A 19,346-nucleotide genomic window follows, 5' to 3' on the forward strand; every position below is an offset into this window, starting at 1 on the left:
TATGAAAACTTATACCGTTGAACAAGGTATTGTTGCACCATTAGACCGTGCCAATGTTGATACAGATTTAATTATTCCAAAACAGTTTTTAAAATCAATTAAACGTACGGGTTTTGGTGACAATTTATTTGATGAATTGCGTTATTTGGATGAGGGTTATCCTGGGCAGGATAATGCTAAGCGTCCTAAGAATCCAGATTTTGTTTTAAACCAGCCGCGTTATCAAGGTGCATCTGTTTTAATTTCTCGTGCAAACTTTGGCTGTGGTTCAAGTCGTGAGCACGCGCCTTGGGCATTGGAAGAGTTCGGTTTCCGTACCGTGATTGCACCAAGTTATGCAGATATCTTTTTCAACAACAGTTTTAAAAATGGCATGTTGCCGGTAATTTTGTCTGAAGAAATTGTTGATCAATTATTTAAAGAATGTGCTGCTACTGAAGGCTATCAGCTCACGATAGATTTAGAAGCACAGGAAGTCCGTACACCAAGTGGTGAGGCATTCAAATTCGAAGTAGATCCATTCCGCAAGCACTGCTTATTGAATGGTTTGGATGATATTGGTTTGACTTTGCAGGCAGCAGATGAAATTCGTGCTTATGAAGAAAAAACCAAGCAATCACGTCCTTGGGTATTCGCTGAAATTCAAGGTTGATTTTCAGTGAACATTTTACTCGTAGCGTGAATGCCTAACTCTTGCTAACATGCAAAGCATAACAAAATGAATGTTGGCTCGGTAATGCAAGGGTTGGGGTTGAGCGATGACTAAGTTTTTAGTTCGTGGTGTTTTAATCAGTTTGACAGGTTTAATCTTGAGTGCATGCCAATCAGCACAAATGGTTGATTTGGTTCGTATTAAACAAGCTGAAAAAAATCAGATGAGCCAAAATACAGTTTCAGTTTATTGCTCAGGTGCAGAGCATTGTGAATTTGCGAGATTAAATGATTTGATTATCATGCAGGAAAATACACAGCGTGCGAATCGTAAAGCCATTGATAAAGGTTATCTAAAGCTCACAGGTAAGCCTTTAGATCAAATTGGTGTGTATTTAACGATTCCACCGCAGCAATATGAAATGGTGGTTCGGTTCTATCCAATTACCAAAGATCATGCTGAAGTTTTTCATGTGATTCATGATTTTAAAGCAAATCAAAAATATACATTTAAAATGTATCGCCAAAGATCGCAGGGTGCAGGAAGCTTATTGAATGTTTCCTCACCAACACCACTCTGTGTCGATATGCTCCAAGAAACTCGAACAATTCGCCGTTTCTGTCGTCCTCATAATGCAGTGACAGGGGTGAGCGAATTTGTTGAGCAAAAAATTTAATCTCAAATCAGTATAGATGCTGAATAAAAATGGAACTGCAAATGTCTAAACAAATTTTGATTTTGGCAGGTGATGGTATCGGTCCAGAGATCGTTGCCGCTGCTGAAAAAGTACTTACACGTGTCAATGAAAAATTTAATTTAGGTTTAACATGGGAACATGGTTTATTGGGTGGTGCTGCAATTGATGCTCACGGTGAACCTTATCCAGCAGTCACAGCAGAACAAGCAAAAAAAGCAGATGCAATTTTACTCGGTGCAGTCGGTGGTCCAAAATGGGACACGATTGAGCGCTCGATCCGCCCTGAACGTGGTTTATTAAAAATTCGTAGTGAATTAAACCTATTCGCAAACTTACGTCCGGCAATTCTTTATCCACAGTTGGCAGATGCTTCAAGCCTTAAGCCTGAAATTGTCGCAGGCTTAGATATTCTGATCATTCGTGAACTCACAGGTGGTATCTATTTTGGTCAGCCACGTGGTATCCGTGAGCTCGAAAATGGTGAGAAGCAGGGTTATAACACCGACGTCTATGCAGAGTCTGAAATTAAGCGTATTGCGAAAGTTGCTTTTGAAATGGCGAATTTACGTGGCGGTAAAGTCTGCTCGGTGGATAAAGCCAACGTTCTTGAAGTGACTGAGCTTTGGAAACAAACCGTCACTGCATTGAAAGAACAGCACTATCCAAATATCAATCTTTCACACATGTATGTAGATAATGCAGCAATGCAATTGGTACGTGCACCAAAGCAATTTGATGTGATTGTTACAGGTAATTTGTTTGGTGATATTCTTTCAGACGAAGCTGCGATGCTCACAGGTTCGATTGGTATGCTTCCATCTGCATCTTTAGATGAAAATGGCAAAGGGATGTACGAACCATGTCATGGTTCTGCACCTGATATTGCTGGTCAAAACGTGGCGAATCCGCTGGCAACAATTCTTTCTGTCGCAATGATGCTTCGCTATACCTTCCGTGAAGAAATGGCTGCAAAAGCAATTGAAGATGCTGTAGGGCAAGTGTTGGATCAAGGTTTACGTACAGGCGATATTATGTCGGAAGGGATGACCAAAGTAGGTACTGCTGAGATGGGCACAGCTGTGGTTACAGCGATTGCTTAAGTCTAGATTTTAGATCACTTTCAAAAACACAGCCTAGGCTGTGTTTTTTATTGCTTTGTGATCAAATACATTTAACAGGCTCTCCCCATATATTCAACGGACTCGGCAATATCATTGTTTAATTTAAAGCTGACTTTGCAATTAAAGTTAACATCGTAACTCGGTGTGCTTGCCGTGTCATAGCGAATGACAGGCATTCCCATTGCATTTGAGCCGACCGTTGCATTGCTTCCTGTCATCGGGATATTGATAGGGCGAAGGATGGTATATGTTAATGTGTCATTGGTGGTTTGGATATGATCACTGACTTGATAACCTAAAGCTTTAAAGTTTAGTCCGGCTTGTATTTCAGCGCTGGATTTACCAATAAACTGTTGTAAATATTGATCTAAATTTGCAGGTCGGGTATCAACACTCTGACAGCCTGCAATACTGAAAGCGATCGAAACAAATGTAGAGGTGTATAAATATTTTTTCATCAGCTTCACCCAATCAAGTGAGAGTTTGATTTGAAACGCTCTATGCAATGAGTTTAATCAATCTACAAGCAAGTGTCTGTAGACAGATTGCGAAGTTGGATTGAACCCCTAAGCTTAAATTTGAAATGCGATTAAGGGAAAAGTGACGAAGATGTTGAAAATACACAACAAATAATTAGAGGCAGTGTAAAAATGAGAATTTTACGGATAATTATAAATTGATGACATGTGACGTATGGCAATCAATAAACAGATTTAACAATAGATTTTAGCGTCAGGAACGTAATAACTAGACAATAACAATGTATCGTAAGCCAGATGGTATATTGTATAGATATTGAAAAAGCCACCTAATAGTGGCTTTTGCTTACACTAAAACTTAGCGTGCACGATAAGTAATACGACCCTTAGTTAAGTCATAAGGTGTCATTTCTACTTTTACATTATCGCCAGTTAAAATACGAATATAGTGTTTACGCATTTTACCAGAAATGTGAGCAATCACTTCGTGACCGTTTTCTAAACGTACACGGAACATAGTATTAGGAAGCGTTTCGGTGACAACGCCTTCGAACTCGATAAGTTCCTCTTTATTGGCCATAGCCTACCTGATGATCAAATTGGAAAGGCGCAAATTATAGGCAATTTTTTATAGAAAAACAAGATTATTCGGCATGGGAAGGTGGCAGATGACTTGAAAATAGGCGAACATATTGTTAAACAATTTCTACAAAAAAAAGCGGATAAATATTGTCAGTTCGGTCAATCGACGGTAATCTAAATCAAAGGTTTTAAGTATAAATGAATAACATACAAGGAAGGGCACTGCGTGAGCCAGCTAACTGATGCTTCGGTTGTTTTACGATTAGGCTATCAAGCGATCCGTCGTGCAGGATTGCCGACAGAAGAAATATTATCAAAGGCAGGCGTGGCATTGGGTCAGGTTGATCAAAATGCACGAACGCCATTAAATGCACAATTTGCGTTTTGGGTGGCTGCCGAGGAAGTCAGTAATGATCCTGACATTGGATTACACCTTGGCGAGCATTTGCCTCTTTATCGTGGGCAGGTGATTGAGCATTTATTCATTTCAAGTGAAAACTTTGGTGAAGGACTCAAACGAGCACTTGCGTATCAACGTCTGATCAGTGACGCTTTCCATGCGAAGTTGGTGGTTGATGACAATGGACGTTGTTATTTAACCAATGGTGAACAACCCTGGGGCGAAAATATTGTCAATCGTCATTTTTCTGAGTGTGCCATTTCGGGGATTTTACGCTTCTTTAAATTCATTACTGAAGGGCGCTTTGAACCGATCTACATCGATTTTAACTTTTCTCAAGGTGCTTCAGATGGTGAGTATTATCGTGTGTATGGCTGTCCTGTAAGTTTGGGGCAAAAAGAAACACGGTTGTATTTTGATCCTTCAATTTTAGACTATCCATTGTGGCAAGCTGAACCAGAGCTATTACAGCTACATGAGCAGTTGGCAATTGAAAAACTTCAAGAATTGGCGCGTTACGATTTGGTTGGCGAAGTTCGCCGAGCAATTGGTTCAACTTTGGAGAGCGGTGAAACAACCTTGGAAACAGTGGCGGCTCAACTGAGCATCACCCCTCGTCGGTTACGCACCCAATTGTCAGAAGCCAATACCAGTTTTCAGCAAATCCTTTCAGATTACCGTTGCCGTTTAGCCAAAAAATTATTGGCGAATACCAATGAAAGTGTTGAGCGTATTGTATATCTCACAGGTTTTTCTGAGCCAAGTACGTTCTATCGTGCCTTTAAACGTTGGACCAATGAAACACCTGTTGAATATAGAAAACGTAAACAGCGTTAAGTGCAACGTTTTAATTATTGAGAAATTTTAAACTGCTTTCTAGATAAAAAATCCTTCAATTGTGAAGGATTTTTATCTCATTTGAAAAAGAATTATTCGGGCATATTTAGCCAATGCGGTCCTAGAGGTGGTCGCGGTAATTCAAACTGTTCTGGATAATCTGCATGAATGAAATATAGACCGTCAGGAGGGGCTGTAATCCCAGCGGCTTTACGGTCTTGCGCGGCAAAAATTTCGTCAATGTGATCAATTTCATACAAGCCCTGACCAATTTCAAGTAGACAGCCCATAATGTTGCGAACCATGTGATGCAAGAAGCCATCAGCCTGAATATCCAGAACCAAATAATTGCCATGACGAATTAAACGACAGTGTTTAACATGGCGTACAGGTTGATTGGATTGACATGCCGCAGCACGGAAACTTTCGAAATTATGTGTTCCTTCAAATTTTTGCGCGGCTGCAATCATCTTATCGACATCAAGTGGATAATAAGCGTGGGTAACTTGCTTGTGTAATAAAGCAGGGCGATTCGCTGATTGATAGACAACATAGCGATAACGACGTGCTTGTGCCTTAAAACGAGCATGGAAATCACGATCCATCTCTTTGATCCACTGGATAGAAATATCTTTGGGTAATTGGCTATTAGATCCCATTAACCAGCCACGCATGGGACGAATCGCATTGGTATCAAAGTGAGCAACCATATTGGTGGCATGGACACCTGCATCAGTACGACCCGCACCGTGTAAGATAATGGGTTCATCCGCGATGGTGCTTAGTACTTTTTCCATTGTCTCCTGAATACTACGTACGCCAGGCTGTTGAGTTTGCCAACCTTTATATCGAATGCCACAAAACTCAATACCAATTGCAAAGCGTTGCATAAATACCTCTATTCAGGATGATCATACCAATGGTCATGCCATTGTTGCGAAGTTGGGTATTGTAAATAAATTTTTAGAATTTTGGCATAAAGATCTGCTTGACTGAGTGCATCACTGACTAAAATTTTTGAGTCCTGAATCCATTGGCTAATCGAATAACGTTGATCCATACCGCCTAGAGGGACTTGAGTTGATAAAATAATTTGGCAACCTTTGGCTTGTAAGTTTTTAAAACTTTGGATAATCATTTCATTAACCGCTAAATTTCCAACACCATAAGCCTGAATCACTAAAAATTCTGGAGGCTGTTGAATGAGGCTGTTGAGATTATTTTCAAACTGTAATAATTCAGTGGGTACCATCATCCAATTCACGATATTTAATGATTTGGCTTTTTCAATATGGGATAGCTGGATTTGAATAACAGTTGAGTCATGATCAATAGGTTCTTCCGCTTTTAAGCCTCTGAATGCGTCCAAAGCAGTACTATGGGTTTTTAACGCAGTACGAGCATGAATCACTTGATGGAAGAATGTGAGATAAACACCTACAGGTAACTTGGTGATGGCATCGAGTGCTGTATTTAAATTATCAATCGCATCAGTAAAATCACGTGTGTCATCGCCTTGAAGATTGAGTAAAGGATATTGGCTTCCTGTAAGAATGACATGGCATGATTCAGCGAGGAAACGAGATAAAGTTGCAGCAGCATAGCTGAGGGTATCAGTCCCATGAATCACAACAAAATGTTCAAAATTTTGTAGTTGTAAGCTTTGAATTTGTTGAATCAGCATTAACCAATCAATTGCAGTACATGCACTACTGTCTTTAATACTGGGCGCTTTAAAGCATTCAATTTTCAGTTGAGGTGGGAGAATCCGTTTGAGCTGTGGAATGAATTCATGTTCAGGCATGGGAGCTAAAGGCTCACCAATACACCCAAAAGTTCCACCCATGTAAATTAAAGCAATTTTTTTGTTCATAATAAAAAGCAGCCATGAATGACTGCTTTATCTTAAATCGCTTAGTGATGTCTGACAATTCGTATTATCAAATTGCAACAGACAATAACCTCATCAAGCGATTTGGTTCAGTAAATTTTGTGATTGTTGGCGTTGCTCAGCCGTATATACAGACTCATCCTGTGACAATAATGCACGTGCTGAAGCATAAGCACCTAGATGAATATATTGCTGGGCAAGATCTAAATTAAGCTGAATTTCATTGACTTGAGCAAGCTCAGGAAATGAAGTTAGCAATGGATCAGTTGTTTCAACAGGCGTAACTGCTTCAACTTGGCTAGGTACTTCTAAATTCAACTGAGAAGCTACCGATTCAGGTTCAACACTTTCTGATTTTGTTTCTTGATCAAAAACAAAAGTAGGCTGTGTTTCAACAGGTGTTTCAGCTTCTGTTGGTGTTAATTTAAATTCGAATGCTTGAGGCGCTGCCGTCTGTTCTTTTTCTGGAGTTGCAACAGGCTCAGCAAAATCCAGTTTAAATTCAGGCGCAATTTCAATTTCGACAGGCTTTTCAACCGGCGCAACGATAGGCTCGTTAGGTGTAAAACTAAATTCTAAAGGCGTTATGGTTTCTTTTGCAGTCTCAGTTGTTGGTTTAACTGTTTCGAAAGAAAACTCTACAGTAGGCTGTGGCTGTGGCTGTGGCTGTGGCTGTGGCTGTGTCTGTGGGGATGAATCTAAATTAAATTCGAGCGGTTGTGCTTGTGGCTTTTCTTCTGATTTTTCTTGAGCAACTGATGGGGTGAAGTCAAGTGTCTCAACGTCATTGCGAGTAGGTGTTTCTAAAGTTTCAATAGATGGTGTTGGGGTTGCTTCTATATTGCCAATCAAAGCATCGAATGCAGCAGTATTCTTGACTTCTGGAACAGCAGGCTCTGGTGTAGTTGGAACAAAAGCAATCGACTCAATCGGGCTTTCAGTTTGAGTAGCTTTTTTCTTTTCTTCAGCCTGAGTAACAATATCATCAAGACCCAATGAGCGAATATGGTTAATCAATTGATTCACTGCAAATTCATCTTTTTGTGCTAAATGCACATCCAAGAGGTAAAGATAGAGCTCATGTTGAGCATTATCTTGATTGAGTGCTTGATTGATTTTTGCTTCAGCTGAAAAATAGTTTTTTGCAGCAATCAGTTTTTCGATACTACTTTTTAATTCAGGGCTTAATGGTTTTGTTGCTTGTTGCACCACCACTTCGTTTTCAACAACAGCTGTGCGTTGTTGTTTTTGCGAGGTACGTGCAGTACGTGCTACATTCTTTTTTGACGATTTTTTATTGTTGGTCTTTTTACTCGTCGTATTGGTATTTTCTTTATTGGCATCTTCACGTTTCTTTAAAACGATGGCAACCACCAACAGTAAAACAAATGGAATCACATACAACAACATTTTATTTCCCCTTCATTGAGCACAATGAATCAATTTCCTTAATATATCCTAACTATTTGGCTTCTTTACATTTTGCTGTTGTAATTGCTGTTGCAATTGAGCAAGCCGAGCATTTAATAATTGAATTCGCTGATTCTTTTCTTGTAAAGCCGATGCAAGTTGGGTCACATTCTTCTGTAATTTAACTGTTTTTTCACGAGATGTCATAACTTTTGTAGATAATTCAGCAGTTGTCTGATTCACCTGTGTATTTTGTTTTGCAGAACCTTGTGCAGAAGATTGCTCGTTATCTGCAACCAAACTCATCTCTGCCTGATCTAAACGGTATTTGGCAGAACCAGATTGCTTTTTGGCAATCTGAGGTGCCTTAGGTGGAACTTTAGATTTCGGTTGTGGAACTTGTTGATAACTTGCAGCTAAATTTAATGCAACACCTCGACGGATACGATTGATGTCCCCTTGAATAAAGGCATCTGCATTATTCTCTTTGATTTGACGCATGACTTCAGGAACACTTTGATGTGTTTCTGCTGCGATACGAGATGCAATTTTCCAAAGTGATTCGTTGGCACGAACAACATGTCTTGGTGCTTTGTCTAAACTATTATTGGCGGTTGGTTTATTTTGTTGGGACGCTTTTTGAGTGTCAGTTTTAGGCTTGATCGTATTGGCTTTTTCAGATTTATGTTCAGCAGCAGTTTTTTCTATTTTTTGTGGTTCAGTTTTTGGTGCTGGGGTGTGTGCTGTTTGAGTCTGTTGGGATGATTTTTCAGGTTGTGCAATAGGTTTGGGTTGGATCACCACTTGCGGATTTGCAACAACAGTAGAATGAGTGTCGTCTTTATTGACCGCTACAGAGGTGGTGTTTTGCGAACTTACGCTATTGGTCACCGCAGTTTTTTGCTCAGTTTTTAGTGGGGGAGGCGCAATAACACTGATTGCCAATGATTGTTGAGTATCCGGCACTACATTAGATTTTTTGATTGTTGGTGATGTTACCGTTTGTGGTGTTGTAACTTGGTATTGAGTGCTGGTTGGCAAATTCAATGCAATGTCTTTTTCACTCACAATAATTTGAGGTTTAAGTGGCTGTTCTTTAGCATTGGCATTTACCATAGGTGCAGGAATGTTATTGCGTCCACGTGTTAAAGGTGTTCTTACTTGTTGAATATGTGTAGCACTGCCTTCTTTAACCTTGAGTAAGATATTGAGTTCAGACTCAACAATGGGGCGAGAAGAAGTAATGACGATAACCCCAGTCCCATCGCCAGAACGACGCGTATAAAAATTTAAATGCCCAGGTGCCTGCGCGGTAATTCCAATATGTTGTATATCGTCAGCATCTGCCAAACCCACTTCTATTTTTTCATTTGGATTGGCATTGCTAAATTTCATTTCTGCGTACAGAAGATCCCCAGACCCTGATTGAACTTGAATCGGATCTATCGTAATCGCACTGATTGTTTGCGACGTCATGATGGCTAAAATGGCAATTTTTAATTTGTTATATACAGTCATCTCTATCCATTGCTCTGACAAATTTCAAGGCATCCCAATGATACAATATTTCGCTGTAGTCTATATGTAAATTATTAACATTAGAGTTACACAAATATAGTTACATAAAAAAGCCGATCAAGATAGATCGGCTTTTTCAATGTTTAAGGCTTTTTTGTGACTTTAAGCATTTTTATAGTCAATTAAGATACGTAACATCCGACGTAAAGGTTCAGCAGCACCCCAAAGTAATTGGTCACCCACAGTAAATGCGCCTAAATATTCTTTCCCCATATTTAATTTGCGCAGACGACCTACAGGCACAGAGAGCGTTCCTGTAACCGCTACAGGAGTAAGATCATTCATTGATGCTTCACGTGTATTGGGTACAACTTTTGCCCATTGGTTAGACTGACGAATCATATCTTCGATTTCATCAAGCGGCACATCTTTCTTCAATTTCAAAGTCAATGCTTGAGAGTGGCAACGCATTGCACCAATACGTACGCAGTGACCATCAATCGGAACAATTTGAGCATTGCCTAAGATTTTGTTGGTTTCAACTTGACCTTTCCATTCTTCTTTTGACTGACCACTTTCAAGTTGCTTGTCAATATAAGGAATTAAAGAGCCAGCTAAAGGTACGCCAAAGTTTGCTTTCGGGAAACCTTCACCACGTTGTAATTCGGCAATCTTACTATCAATATCTAAAATCGCAGAGCGAGGATCATCTAACAAGTCTTGAGTATTGTTATATAAATAGCCCATGCCTGTAATCAATTCACGCATGTTTTGTGCGCCAGCTCCAGAAGCTGCTTGATAGGTCATCGCAGTCATCCATTCCACCAAGTTGTGTTGGAACAATGAACCCATACCCATTAACATCAATGAAACCGTACAGTTACCACCGACAAAGGTTTTGATCCCATTGACCAAACCATCTTTGATGACATTTAGGTTTACAGGATCAAGAACAATGATTGCCTCGTCATCCATACGTAGAGTAGACGCTGCATCAATCCAGTAGCCTGACCAACCTTCTGCTTTAAGCTTTGGGAAAACTTCAGAGGTATAATCACCACCTTGACAGGTAATAATGACATCCATTTGCTTCAGACTGGTAATGTCCGTCGCTTCCATAAGTGCTGGAGCAGTTTTACCACCAAAAGCAGGGGCTTCACCACCTGCATTACTGGTAGAGAAATAGAATGGCTCAAAATGAGCAAAATCATTCTCTTCAACCATACGTTGCATAAGGACGGAACCAACCATCCCGCGCCAACCGACCAGACCTACTTTCATGTCACTTTGCCTCGGTGCGTTAAAAAATTAAAAGGGGTTTGAGTGTATCAAAAGGACGTGTAACTGCAATAGCGTACACAATGAAAACACAACTATATTGTGCAATATATCTTGTTTATGATACATGCAAAATTGATATTAATTTATGAATCATTCAAAAATTAAGAATATAAGAGTGACAAAATATGATTTGGATAGAAATCCTTGCTGTGATCGTGATTTGGCTCAGCTTCTGGTCACTGATTCCACGAGATGAATGGTGGTTTAGGGGGGCAGATTTTCCACGACTACAGATTTTATGTGTGGGTTTGACTGCTTTGGTGTTATTGCTATTTTGGGATGCACCTTGGGACTTGGCGCGTGAGATTACTTTATTTTTATTGATTGCTGCTTTGGCTTTTCAGTTAAAAATGGTTTTGCCCTATACCTTTATCTGGAAAAAGCAAGTTCAACATGTGCAACAAGATCAATTGAATCCAGATCAACAGATTTCAGTCATTGTATCGAACGTACTAACGCCAAATCAGCAATATGATTTACTGATTGAGCAAATCGAAAAACATCAGCCTGATCTCGTGCTTACACTTGAGACGGATCAAACATGGCAAAATGAGTTGGCGAAGATCGAAAAAGACTATCCTTATCGTGTGCCTGTTCCTTTAGATAATTTGTATGGCATGCATCTCTATAGCAAGTTAAAGCTGGTCGACAGCGAGGTTAAATTTATTCTCAGCAATGAAATTCCTTCAATCCATACCACAGTGATTTTGCCTTCTGGACAAACTGTACAATTGTATTGCCTGCATCCAAAACCACCCAGCCCGACAGAAGCCAAAGATTCAACTTTACGTGATGCTGAATTATTGATTGTGGGTGATCAAATCAAGGATTTAGATGAAAGCTGTATCGTGATGGGAGATTTAAATGATGTGGCTTGGTCTCGAACAACACGATTGTTTCAACGTATCAGTGGGTTGCTTGATCCTCGTGTGGGGCGTAGATATATCAACACTTTTCATGCCGACTATAAGTTTTTAAGGTGGTCATTGGATCACTTATTTCACAGTACAGATTTTGCTTTAGTTCATATGGAGCGGTTGCCTCATATTGGTTCAGATCATTTCCCAATCTATGTGGTGTTACAATCAAGTCGTATTTTTGAACAAAGTCAAGAGGAGTTGGAACAAACTGACTCTGATGAGCAAGAAGCTCAAGAAGCTATTCAGGAAGGTATTGAAAAAGCAGAAAAAGAAGAGAAGATCGTGACCGATGAATTGGCTCAAGACTATAAAATGGACATGCCATTGTCTAACAAGAAATCTTGAAAAAGGCGATTTTTTGTAAGCAATTTCTTACGTTGATTTAGTCTCTAAGCGGGTAGTATCTGAACACGATTCGTTTTAATCTTTACTCATCGACACATGGAACGAGAACGGAAAATCTCACTAAGGAAGACGAAGTCGATGGAGCAATCATCAAGGATTTGATGTTGGAATGGATAACCACAGTAAAATAACAATAAGATTTGAAAGCACAACCTCATAAACCCGAGTTTTGCAGGACGCAGAACTCGGGTTATGCTTTATTTATAGTATATAATTTGTGATAGACAAGATCGAAAATAAAAATTGAGTCCTTATGTTGCTATCAAAAATCCAAGAATTTGCACTGAGCCTTAAACATTTTACAGGTTTAAGTAGTGATGCTTTGTTTGTCTATGTAGGTTTAATCTTCTACTTTATTGTCGCTGCAATTCATAAACGCCAATTGAAATCCAATATTGCTATGATTCTCACGGTTGTCTTGGCTTTTAGTATTGAGATTTTTAATGTGCGAGCAGATATTTTTGGTAAGGGGTATTGGCGAATTTGGAGCAGTATTCATAGCATCGTTAATATGATTTTTTGGCCTTATGTGATTTGGGCAATGGCTCGCTTTAGAATATGGAAAGGTTGATGACTTCAACCTAAAAATTATATGTATTGATTTTCAATTTTTTAAATACGCTGACTTGAATGATGATCCACAATCAAATGAAAAAAATAATTCTACTATTTTGCTTAAATTTAATTTTAACAGGCTGTGAAAAGTCGAGTGTTGAGATTCAAAAGTCTCAAGAGGTTGAACAACGGCAACAGAACAAACAGAATTTAAATGATTTACAATCCAGCGAGATTTGGGAACGTCTCAATCGCCGTATTTATCATTGCCAGCAACCTTGTTCACGCAAAGATTTAACCGAAATCAGTTTTTCTCAAGCTTCTTCTTATTATTTGCTCATCACTCAAGATCAAACAGGATTTATCGAAGCTTTGAACTCAACTCAAGATGGCATACAAATGAGCATTCTATGGGATGATGGTTCAGGCAAGTCAAAAAATGAAGATTTAGAAATCATTTCACTGGATAAGCAACAGCTCAAAATGAGAGACCAATATAGCCATATCAATACATATCAATTTGTGAAATTTGATGATGATTGAATCGGCTATATTTGTTAGCCCATGTTTGAAACGATATTACAGGATATTTAACTTTGCTTTTTTGATTTTAAAATTTGAGCCAAATAAAAGTAAGAACTTAATAAATTTTTTCATAACCTTCTGGACGGGTTTTAAAACGACGATGGAACCACATATATTGTGTCGGTGCGATCCGAAGCTGATTCTCGATGATTTTATTGACACGAATTGCATCATCTAATTCATCTTCACTCGGTAAGGGCTCGACAGCAGGTTCAATCAAGACATGATATTTTGGATTTTTAATATCTCCATGACGATAAAAATACAAAGGAATCGCCACAGCTTTTGATATTTTTAATAAGCGTCGATGTGCGGTTACTGTTGCCGCAGGTGTACCAAAAAATGGCGCCATCACGCCTTGTTTCAGTCCAAAATCTTGATCAGGGCTGTACCAAATCGCATCGCCTTCCTTGAGGTGGCGAATCAATCCCCGCATATCGTCATGATCAATCTGTGCCTTATAAATGGTTGCACGGCAACGATAAATCAGCATGTCTAACAAAGGATTATTTTGCGGACGATACACCACATCGGGTTCAAAGAATTGGGCACATAAATAACCACCTGCATCGAGCATCGTACTGTGTGTACCTAAAAGTAATATGCCCTGACCTTGTTGTTTTGCAGTTGTAATATGTTCTAAGCCTTCAATACTGACACGATTTTTAAACCACTGCGGGGAATACCATGCATTCAGAGTTTCAAAAACACCAATCATTTGGTCAACAAAGACTTGCCTTGAGTTTTCAAGTACTTGTTCCGATGACCATTCTGGAAAGCAGACTTCCAAATTGCGCACAGTTGTTTCACGGCGTGATTTAAGTCGATCAAAGGCAATATTTCCTAATACCGTCGCGAGTCGGTATTGAATTGCCCAAGGCAAAATCGCCAGTAACATCAAGAACACAATTGCAATCCATATTCCCCAATATTTTGGATGTAAAAACGCCCAATAAAATTTTCCAGGTTCGTATTGAAGCTTTTTACTCATAGCAATTTTGTAAATTTGGGGGTGGTTAAAACTGAAAGAAGTGTAGCATGAAGCCGTTTAAAGAAGAAAACTCGAGATGTGAATCATCATCAACAATGATGAGCAAGGAAGTAAAATGAAAATTATTCGATTAGTTCAAGGTGATATTACACTGCAAAAGGTTGATGCGATTGTAAATGCTGCAAATACCTCTTTACTTGGCGGTGGTGGTGTAGATGGAGCAATTCATCGGAAAGGTGGGGAAGCAATATTAACTGATTGTCAAAAAATCCGTGCCAAACAAGGGGGATGTGCAGTAGGTGAAGCCGTAATCACAACAGCTGGACAATTACCCAGTCGCTTTGTTATTCATACTGTAGGACCGACTTGGCAAGATGGGCAACAAGGAGAAGCTCTACTGCTTGAATCCGCTTATACCAATAGTCTGAAGCTAGCGGAACAACAGCAATTGAATACACTGGCATTTCCCAATATTTCTACAGGAATCTATCGTTTTCCAAAAAATGATGCAGCATCGATTGCGATCAAAGCCACGACAGATTTTTTGGAGCAAACAGCACATTTACAAGAAGTCAATTTTGTCTGTTTTGATTTAGAAAATTTTAAAATTTATCGACAGCTTCTTGCTGAGATTGAGCAAAATCAATTACAGATTTTAGGTATATAATGATGATCAATCATTATTCTCGACCATTTGATCATGAGAGATACTTACTTAGACAGTTGTAAGGCAACCCTTATATTTCTTGTGGTTCTCGGACACTTCCTCGAACGAATGATTGGATGGGATGACTCATTTAACCATGCCTTATTGGGGACTATTTATTTTATACACATGCCTGCATTTATTTTTATTTCAGGCATGTTATTTAACGAAAAAAAATGGCGGAAGAATATTTTATTTTTTATTTCGCTGTATCTACCTTTTCAAATTTTATTTCCTGCCTTTGATGCCATCTGGTCTGGGCAGTTCCAAATCAATTGGAATTTATTTGAACGACCTTACTGGATTCTATGGTATCTGTTGGGCATGATTGCATGGACAATGATTACCCATTTTTTGATAAAAACAAAATTTCCCCTATTGATTGCATTGATTTTTGCTTTATGTATTGGTTTAAGCCCTTGGAACAATTATCAATATTCAATTGGACGAATTTTTAATTTTTTACCATTTTTTGTTGTTGGTGCACTATATGGAAAAGAGATTTTAGTCAAAATTCAGCAAAGTCACTTTAGCCAAGTTTTGAGCCTATCTCTTTTAGGGACGATCGCTATTTTGGTCTATTTCACGCAACTGAATCCATTTTGGTTATATGGCAGTTTGAGTTATTCGCAACTTAAAGTCAGCATACCTGTAGGAATCGGAATGAGACTAGCATGTCTGCTCATTTCATCATTGGGGATTTATGCGACTTTTGTATGGATTAAAAGTTTAAATCAGCACTTTGTACACTTGGGGCAAAATACACTGGCTGTTTATCTATTACATGGATTTGTGGTGATGTTGGTTGCACGTTATTGGCAATTGGATTTCAATCTTTTTATTGAAGTGAGTATTTGTATCATTTTATCTGTTTTGACCTGCTGGATTTTACAACAGTCTATATTTGATAGAGGATTAAGAAAATTATCATTGTGGCTGATCAAGCCTGCTGAAAAATTGGGGTTTAAGTAGAGCAAAAGTTTTAAAATGATCTCTATCTATATTATTTCTAGCGATAAAAATTTAAAAGCTACATCATTGATGTAGCTTTTAAGCATGAGGATCATTGATTTATAAAGTGTTTAAATTCACTTGATTATTTAGTTGCAGCTTTATCCTCTACTTTTTTTGCTGTTGCTGATTTATGAGCAGCTGCATGATGTTTTTTGGCATGTCCAGCTTTATGCTGTTTTTGAACCTGATGTGTTTTCACTGGTTGAGATGAATGTTGTGCTGGTGTTGCTGCCATTGCAGAACCTGCAAAAACTGCTGTTGTAAATGCTGCAATAAGTAATGATGTAACTTTTTTCATGATCATATTCTCACTAAATAATTCGAGATCTGAATTAGATTCGATAGTTGTATATTCAGGCATTTATATGGAAACATCATGAAGTGCTTGTAGCGAAAATCAGTATAAATGCAATGATATGGAGAGAGATGATAGTGGAATGGTAAGTGTTTTAATTTTTTAAGATTTATTTAATTTTAATCCTTAAAGTATTGCGTTCATTTTTGCCTAAATAGAATCTTTAAATTGCTTCATTCATTTTGTTGAATTCGGATCTGATTATTGATAATTTAAAAAATGAAAGGATAAAATTTAAGCAAAATCCAACTTTTTTATATGTTGTATTTTTCAGTAGATAAATTTTATAAAGCTATCTGAAGTTATTTCCCAAATACTAGGAACGATCTATACATGAGCAAAACCATAAGATCTGCAACAGTGAGTGATATTGCTGAAATTTGCCAATTGATTGAACCTTTTGTCGATGAGTTTGCCATTAATGAGAGTGGGCGGCAATTATTTACAGCGCAGATGATTCAAAAAATGGTTGAGAATCCTGAAATTCATTATCTAGTTTATATCGATCAAGAGAAGATTGTAGGGGTAATTGCTTATAAGCAGCCTGCACATATGGTTCATTTTTTTATTTCTAGATTATATCAAGGGCAGGGCATAGGTCGAATCCTGTGGGACTTTGTTTTGAAGCAAGTACAATCGGAGAATATATTCACATTTACTGTGAATTCAAGTTGTCAGGCACAAGGGGTGTATGAAAAATTTGGTTTTAGCAAGAGTGCTGATGTGATTGAAAACCATGGATTACGCTATGTACCGATGTCTTTAAATATTGCTAGAACAACATAATCAAAGTCATTTTATGGTGAAGATTAAATCTGCATTGTTCAATAGTCTGAGATGTTCAATAGTCTGAGATTGAAAGAGTTGATGATGTGATGACTGAATCAATTGTGCTGATTTTTTAGAGCATTGCTACAATAAAAAACTCCGCAGATTTACGGAGTTTTTTGGAAGAAACAATAAAAAATTAACCTTTGGTCATCTCTTCTAATTGATCCCAACGCTCCATTTTTTCCAACAGAAGATCATCGATTTCAGCCAAGCGTTGAGAAGCTTGTGTTGCTGCATCGGCATCTGTGACAAACCATGAACCGTCTGCGAGTTTTTCTGAGAGTTCAGACTGTTCTTTTTCCAATGCCTCAATTTCGGCAGGCAATTGTTCTAAAGCACGTTGGTCTTTATAACTCAGCTTTACTTTCTTGACTGGTGCTTCAACGGCTACTGAGGCTGCTTCAGCTTTGGCGATGGCTTTTTTTACATCACTCTTTTGGTCTACAACTTTTTGATCAGGACGTTGCTCAAGGTAATCTTGATAACCACCAATATATTCATCAATATTGCCTTTACCATCAAATACCCAAGTCGATGTCACCACATTGTCCATAAAGGCACGGTCATGCGAGATCAACAACAAGGTCCCTTTATATTCACTGAGCATTTCTTCAAGAAGCTCTAAAGTCACCATATCCAAGTCATTGGTGGGTTCATCCATGACAATCAGATTGGATGGTTTAAGCAATAGTTTTGCCAGAAGAATACGATTTCGTTCGCCACCCGAAAGGGCTTTAACGGGTGTGCGTGCACGCTCAGGAGAGAATAAGAAATCTTGTAAATAGCTGTAGATATGACGGCGACCACCGTTAACATCCACAAAGTCTGAGCCTTCCGACACATTTGCCATGACTGATTTTTCAAGGTCTAGCGCATTACGCAGTTGATCAAAATAAGCCACTTCAAGTTGTGTACCTGTTTTAACCGAACCCCCATGTTCAAGTTCACCCAGTATGGCTTTTACCAATGTTGTTTTACCGACACCGTTATCACCCACCAAACCGATTCGATCACCACGCAGAACCAATGCAGAAAAATCTTTGATGATTGGGTAGCCATCATATTCAACACGTAAATGTTCAATATCGAAGACTAACTTACCTGAACGATTGGCTTCTTGCGTTGCCATACTGACTTTGCCTTGCTGCGAACGACGAGCTTTAAACTGTTCACGTAAATCTTTTAATGCACGAACACGACCTTCATTACGGGTACGTCGTGCTTTAATACCTTGACGAATCCAAGCTTCTTCCTCAGCCAGTTTTTTATCAAATAAAGCATTTTGTTTTTCTTCTGCTTCCATTTGTTGGGCTTTTAAGTCTAGATATCTTGAGTAGTTGCCTTCATAACTACGTAAAATACCACGATCTAATTCAACGATACGAGTCGCAATACTGTCTACAAAAGCTCGGTCATGTGAAATAAATAACAGCGTGAGATTATTTTGGTCGAGTAAGAATTTTTCTAACCATTCGATACTTTCAACGTCTAAATGGTTAGTCGGCTCATCAAGTAATAAAACATCAGGTTGGGTAAGTAAAGCACGTGCCAACAAAACACGGCGTTTACGACCACCAGATAAATCTGCCAAATCAGCTTCTGGATCTAAGCCCATTTTACTGAGAATAGCATTAACTTTGGTTTCTAAAGCCCAACCATCAAGTAGGTCAAGCTTATGTTGCAAGTTGCCCATGCGGTCACAAGCATCCATATCACCTAATACACAAGCATCACTCGCTTCATGGTATTCTTTGAGGACTTGAGCAGCTTCACCTGCACCCTCAGCGACAATATCCGCAACCTTGCCAGAGTCCATAGGGACATCCTGAGCAAGCATAGAAATGGTGATTCCGTTTTGTAAGGCAATTTCACCTTGATCGGGTAATAAACTTCCCTCAATCAGTTTGAGTAAAGTAGACTTACCTTCACCGTTACGGCCAATCAAACAGACTCGTTCGCCACGTTCTAAATTGAAGTTTGCGCCATCGAGCAGGGCAGGTCCACCAAACGCAAGTTGGACATCCCTTATAGTAATATAGGCCATACGGTTTCCTAA

The 19,346-nt window shown here is 38.8% G+C and carries 20 protein-coding genes; 10 read left to right on the forward strand and 10 right to left on the reverse strand.

Going from position 1 to position 19,346, the window contains the following annotated elements:
- Nucleotide 1: 1 nt before the first annotated feature.
- From leuD to leuB, 3 genes are all read left to right on the forward strand, one after another.
- Complete coding sequence (gene leuD / locus TOL5_RS02405) at nucleotides 2-652, forward strand: 3-isopropylmalate dehydratase small subunit (protein ID WP_005035580.1); 651 nt, start codon at nucleotides 2-4, stop codon at nucleotides 650-652.
- A 106-nt stretch (nucleotides 653-758) separates the two neighbouring features.
- Nucleotides 759-1,328, forward strand: coding sequence for a hypothetical protein (locus tag TOL5_RS02410; protein ID WP_004826588.1), 570 nt, complete (start codon nucleotides 759-761; stop codon nucleotides 1,326-1,328).
- A 41-nt stretch (nucleotides 1,329-1,369) separates the two neighbouring features.
- A complete protein-coding gene (gene leuB, locus TOL5_RS02415) occupies nucleotides 1,370-2,449 on the forward strand; it encodes a 3-isopropylmalate dehydrogenase (protein ID WP_121774960.1) in 1,080 nt (359 codons plus the stop codon).
- A 71-nt stretch (nucleotides 2,450-2,520) separates the two neighbouring features.
- Here leuB and TOL5_RS02420 read toward each other — a convergent pair whose 3' ends face one another.
- On the reverse strand, nucleotides 2,521-2,928 hold the full coding sequence (locus TOL5_RS02420; protein WP_058968181.1) for a hypothetical protein: 408 nt from the start codon (nucleotides 2,926-2,928) through the stop codon (nucleotides 2,521-2,523).
- 379 nt (nucleotides 2,929-3,307) lie between these two features.
- Nucleotides 3,308-3,529 carry a translation initiation factor IF-1 gene (gene infA, locus TOL5_RS02425; RefSeq protein ID WP_004718087.1) on the reverse strand — a complete coding sequence of 74 codons (222 nt, stop codon included), beginning with the start codon at nucleotides 3,527-3,529 and terminating at the stop codon, nucleotides 3,308-3,310.
- A gap of 228 nt (nucleotides 3,530-3,757) precedes the next feature.
- Between infA and TOL5_RS02430 the strand changes: the two genes are divergently transcribed.
- Complete coding sequence (locus TOL5_RS02430; protein WP_004826594.1) at nucleotides 3,758-4,768, forward strand: AraC family transcriptional regulator; 1,011 nt, start codon at nucleotides 3,758-3,760, stop codon at nucleotides 4,766-4,768.
- A 92-nt stretch (nucleotides 4,769-4,860) separates the two neighbouring features.
- On the opposite strand, the gene truA is transcribed toward TOL5_RS02430, so the two are convergent.
- From truA to asd, 5 genes are all read right to left on the reverse strand, one after another.
- Entirely contained in the window at nucleotides 4,861-5,658 is a 798-nt protein-coding gene (gene truA / locus TOL5_RS02435; protein ID WP_004826595.1) for a tRNA pseudouridine(38-40) synthase TruA, read from the reverse strand.
- 8 nt (nucleotides 5,659-5,666) lie between these two features.
- Entirely contained in the window at nucleotides 5,667-6,641 is a 975-nt protein-coding gene (locus TOL5_RS02440; protein WP_121774959.1) for an asparaginase domain-containing protein, read from the reverse strand.
- Nucleotides 6,642-6,734: 93 nt separating this feature from the next.
- Nucleotides 6,735-8,069 (reverse strand): hypothetical protein, encoded by a 1,335-nt coding sequence (locus TOL5_RS02445; protein ID WP_221260654.1) that lies wholly within the window; start codon nucleotides 8,067-8,069, stop codon nucleotides 6,735-6,737.
- Nucleotides 8,070-8,117: 48 nt separating this feature from the next.
- Complete coding sequence (locus tag TOL5_RS02450) at nucleotides 8,118-9,587, reverse strand: FimV family protein (protein ID WP_121774957.1); 1,470 nt, start codon at nucleotides 9,585-9,587, stop codon at nucleotides 8,118-8,120.
- Nucleotides 9,588-9,749: 162 nt separating this feature from the next.
- Nucleotides 9,750-10,868: an aspartate-semialdehyde dehydrogenase gene (asd, locus tag TOL5_RS02455; RefSeq protein WP_005035594.1), complete on the reverse strand. Its 1,119-nt coding sequence runs from the start codon at nucleotides 10,866-10,868 to the stop codon at nucleotides 9,750-9,752.
- Between the two features lie 185 nt (nucleotides 10,869-11,053).
- Between asd and TOL5_RS02460 the strand changes: the two genes are divergently transcribed.
- The 3 genes from TOL5_RS02460 (at nucleotide 11,054) to TOL5_RS02470 (ending at nucleotide 13,351) form a co-directional block, all read left to right on the forward strand.
- Nucleotides 11,054-12,193 (forward strand): endonuclease/exonuclease/phosphatase family protein, encoded by a 1,140-nt coding sequence (locus tag TOL5_RS02460; protein WP_121774956.1) that lies wholly within the window; start codon nucleotides 11,054-11,056, stop codon nucleotides 12,191-12,193.
- Between the two features lie 313 nt (nucleotides 12,194-12,506).
- Complete coding sequence (locus tag TOL5_RS02465) at nucleotides 12,507-12,824, forward strand: hypothetical protein (RefSeq protein ID WP_121774955.1); 318 nt, start codon at nucleotides 12,507-12,509, stop codon at nucleotides 12,822-12,824.
- A gap of 77 nt (nucleotides 12,825-12,901) precedes the next feature.
- Nucleotides 12,902-13,351: a membrane lipoprotein lipid attachment site-containing protein gene (locus tag TOL5_RS02470; RefSeq protein WP_227544025.1), complete on the forward strand. Its 450-nt coding sequence runs from the start codon at nucleotides 12,902-12,904 to the stop codon at nucleotides 13,349-13,351.
- Nucleotides 13,352-13,448: 97 nt separating this feature from the next.
- On the opposite strand, the gene TOL5_RS02475 is transcribed toward TOL5_RS02470, so the two are convergent.
- Nucleotides 13,449-14,384, reverse strand: a complete 936-nt coding sequence (locus tag TOL5_RS02475; RefSeq protein ID WP_121774954.1) for a lauroyl acyltransferase — start codon at nucleotides 14,382-14,384, stop codon at nucleotides 13,449-13,451.
- Nucleotides 14,385-14,499: 115 nt separating this feature from the next.
- Here TOL5_RS02475 and TOL5_RS02480 point away from each other — a divergent pair, with 115 nt between their 5' ends.
- Together TOL5_RS02480 and TOL5_RS02485 are read left to right on the forward strand one after the other, a co-directional pair.
- Nucleotides 14,500-15,051, forward strand: a complete 552-nt coding sequence (locus TOL5_RS02480) for an O-acetyl-ADP-ribose deacetylase (RefSeq protein WP_042085077.1) — start codon at nucleotides 14,500-14,502, stop codon at nucleotides 15,049-15,051.
- A gap of 33 nt (nucleotides 15,052-15,084) precedes the next feature.
- Complete coding sequence (locus tag TOL5_RS02485) at nucleotides 15,085-16,062, forward strand: acyltransferase family protein (protein WP_121774953.1); 978 nt, start codon at nucleotides 15,085-15,087, stop codon at nucleotides 16,060-16,062.
- A gap of 124 nt (nucleotides 16,063-16,186) precedes the next feature.
- Here TOL5_RS02485 and TOL5_RS02490 read toward each other — a convergent pair whose 3' ends face one another.
- Nucleotides 16,187-16,402, reverse strand: coding sequence for a hypothetical protein (locus TOL5_RS02490; protein WP_010590781.1), 216 nt, complete (start codon nucleotides 16,400-16,402; stop codon nucleotides 16,187-16,189).
- A 390-nt stretch (nucleotides 16,403-16,792) separates the two neighbouring features.
- Between TOL5_RS02490 and TOL5_RS02495 the strand changes: the two genes are divergently transcribed.
- The gene (locus TOL5_RS02495) at nucleotides 16,793-17,245 is read left to right on the forward strand and encodes a GNAT family N-acetyltransferase (protein ID WP_121775426.1); all 453 of its coding nucleotides are present in this window, start codon (nucleotides 16,793-16,795) and stop codon (nucleotides 17,243-17,245) included.
- Nucleotides 17,246-17,426: 181 nt separating this feature from the next.
- Here the strand turns inward: TOL5_RS02495 and TOL5_RS02500 are convergent, their stop codons facing one another.
- On the reverse strand, nucleotides 17,427-19,334 hold the full coding sequence (locus tag TOL5_RS02500) for an ATP-binding cassette domain-containing protein (protein ID WP_121775427.1): 1,908 nt from the start codon (nucleotides 19,332-19,334) through the stop codon (nucleotides 17,427-17,429).
- Nucleotides 19,335-19,346 lie beyond the last annotated feature (12 nt).

The organism is Acinetobacter sp. Tol 5 (genome assembly GCF_019702905.1).
Classification (GTDB): Bacteria; Pseudomonadota; Gammaproteobacteria; order Pseudomonadales; family Moraxellaceae; genus Acinetobacter; species Acinetobacter bereziniae.

What these genes read in the sequence shown, in the direction of transcription:
- leuD (WP_005035580.1), top strand. Translation starts at nt 2, where the DNA reads ATGAAAACTTATACCGTTGAACAAGGTATTGTTGCACCATTAGACCGT.
- TOL5_RS02410 (WP_004826588.1), top strand. Translation starts at nt 759, where the DNA reads ATGACTAAGTTTTTAGTTCGTGGTGTTTTAATCAGTTTGACAGGTTTA.
- leuB (WP_121774960.1), top strand. Translation starts at nt 1,370, where the DNA reads ATGTCTAAACAAATTTTGATTTTGGCAGGTGATGGTATCGGTCCAGAG.
- TOL5_RS02420 (WP_058968181.1), bottom strand. Translation starts at nt 2,928, where the DNA reads ATGAAAAAATATTTATACACCTCTACATTTGTTTCGATCGCTTTCAGT.
- infA (WP_004718087.1), bottom strand. Translation starts at nt 3,529, where the DNA reads ATGGCCAATAAAGAGGAACTTATCGAGTTCGAAGGCGTTGTCACCGAA.
- truA (WP_004826595.1), bottom strand. Translation starts at nt 5,658, where the DNA reads ATGCAACGCTTTGCAATTGGTATTGAGTTTTGTGGCATTCGATATAAA.
- TOL5_RS02440 (WP_121774959.1), bottom strand. Translation starts at nt 6,641, where the DNA reads ATGAACAAAAAAATTGCTTTAATTTACATGGGTGGAACTTTTGGGTGT.
- TOL5_RS02445 (WP_221260654.1), bottom strand. Translation starts at nt 8,069, where the DNA reads ATGTTGTTGTATGTGATTCCATTTGTTTTACTGTTGGTGGTTGCCATC.
- TOL5_RS02450 (WP_121774957.1), bottom strand. Translation starts at nt 9,587, where the DNA reads ATGACTGTATATAACAAATTAAAAATTGCCATTTTAGCCATCATGACG.
- asd (WP_005035594.1), bottom strand. Translation starts at nt 10,868, where the DNA reads ATGAAAGTAGGTCTGGTCGGTTGGCGCGGGATGGTTGGTTCCGTCCTT.
- TOL5_RS02460 (WP_121774956.1), top strand. Translation starts at nt 11,054, where the DNA reads ATGATTTGGATAGAAATCCTTGCTGTGATCGTGATTTGGCTCAGCTTC.
- TOL5_RS02465 (WP_121774955.1), top strand. Translation starts at nt 12,507, where the DNA reads ATGTTGCTATCAAAAATCCAAGAATTTGCACTGAGCCTTAAACATTTT.
- TOL5_RS02470 (WP_227544025.1), top strand. Translation starts at nt 12,902, where the DNA reads ATGAAAAAAATAATTCTACTATTTTGCTTAAATTTAATTTTAACAGGC.
- TOL5_RS02475 (WP_121774954.1), bottom strand. Translation starts at nt 14,384, where the DNA reads ATGAGTAAAAAGCTTCAATACGAACCTGGAAAATTTTATTGGGCGTTT.
- TOL5_RS02480 (WP_042085077.1), top strand. Translation starts at nt 14,500, where the DNA reads ATGAAAATTATTCGATTAGTTCAAGGTGATATTACACTGCAAAAGGTT.
- TOL5_RS02485 (WP_121774953.1), top strand. Translation starts at nt 15,085, where the DNA reads ATGAGAGATACTTACTTAGACAGTTGTAAGGCAACCCTTATATTTCTT.
- TOL5_RS02490 (WP_010590781.1), bottom strand. Translation starts at nt 16,402, where the DNA reads ATGAAAAAAGTTACATCATTACTTATTGCAGCATTTACAACAGCAGTT.
- TOL5_RS02495 (WP_121775426.1), top strand. Translation starts at nt 16,793, where the DNA reads ATGAGCAAAACCATAAGATCTGCAACAGTGAGTGATATTGCTGAAATT.
- TOL5_RS02500 (WP_121775427.1), bottom strand. Translation starts at nt 19,334, where the DNA reads ATGGCCTATATTACTATAAGGGATGTCCAACTTGCGTTTGGTGGACCT.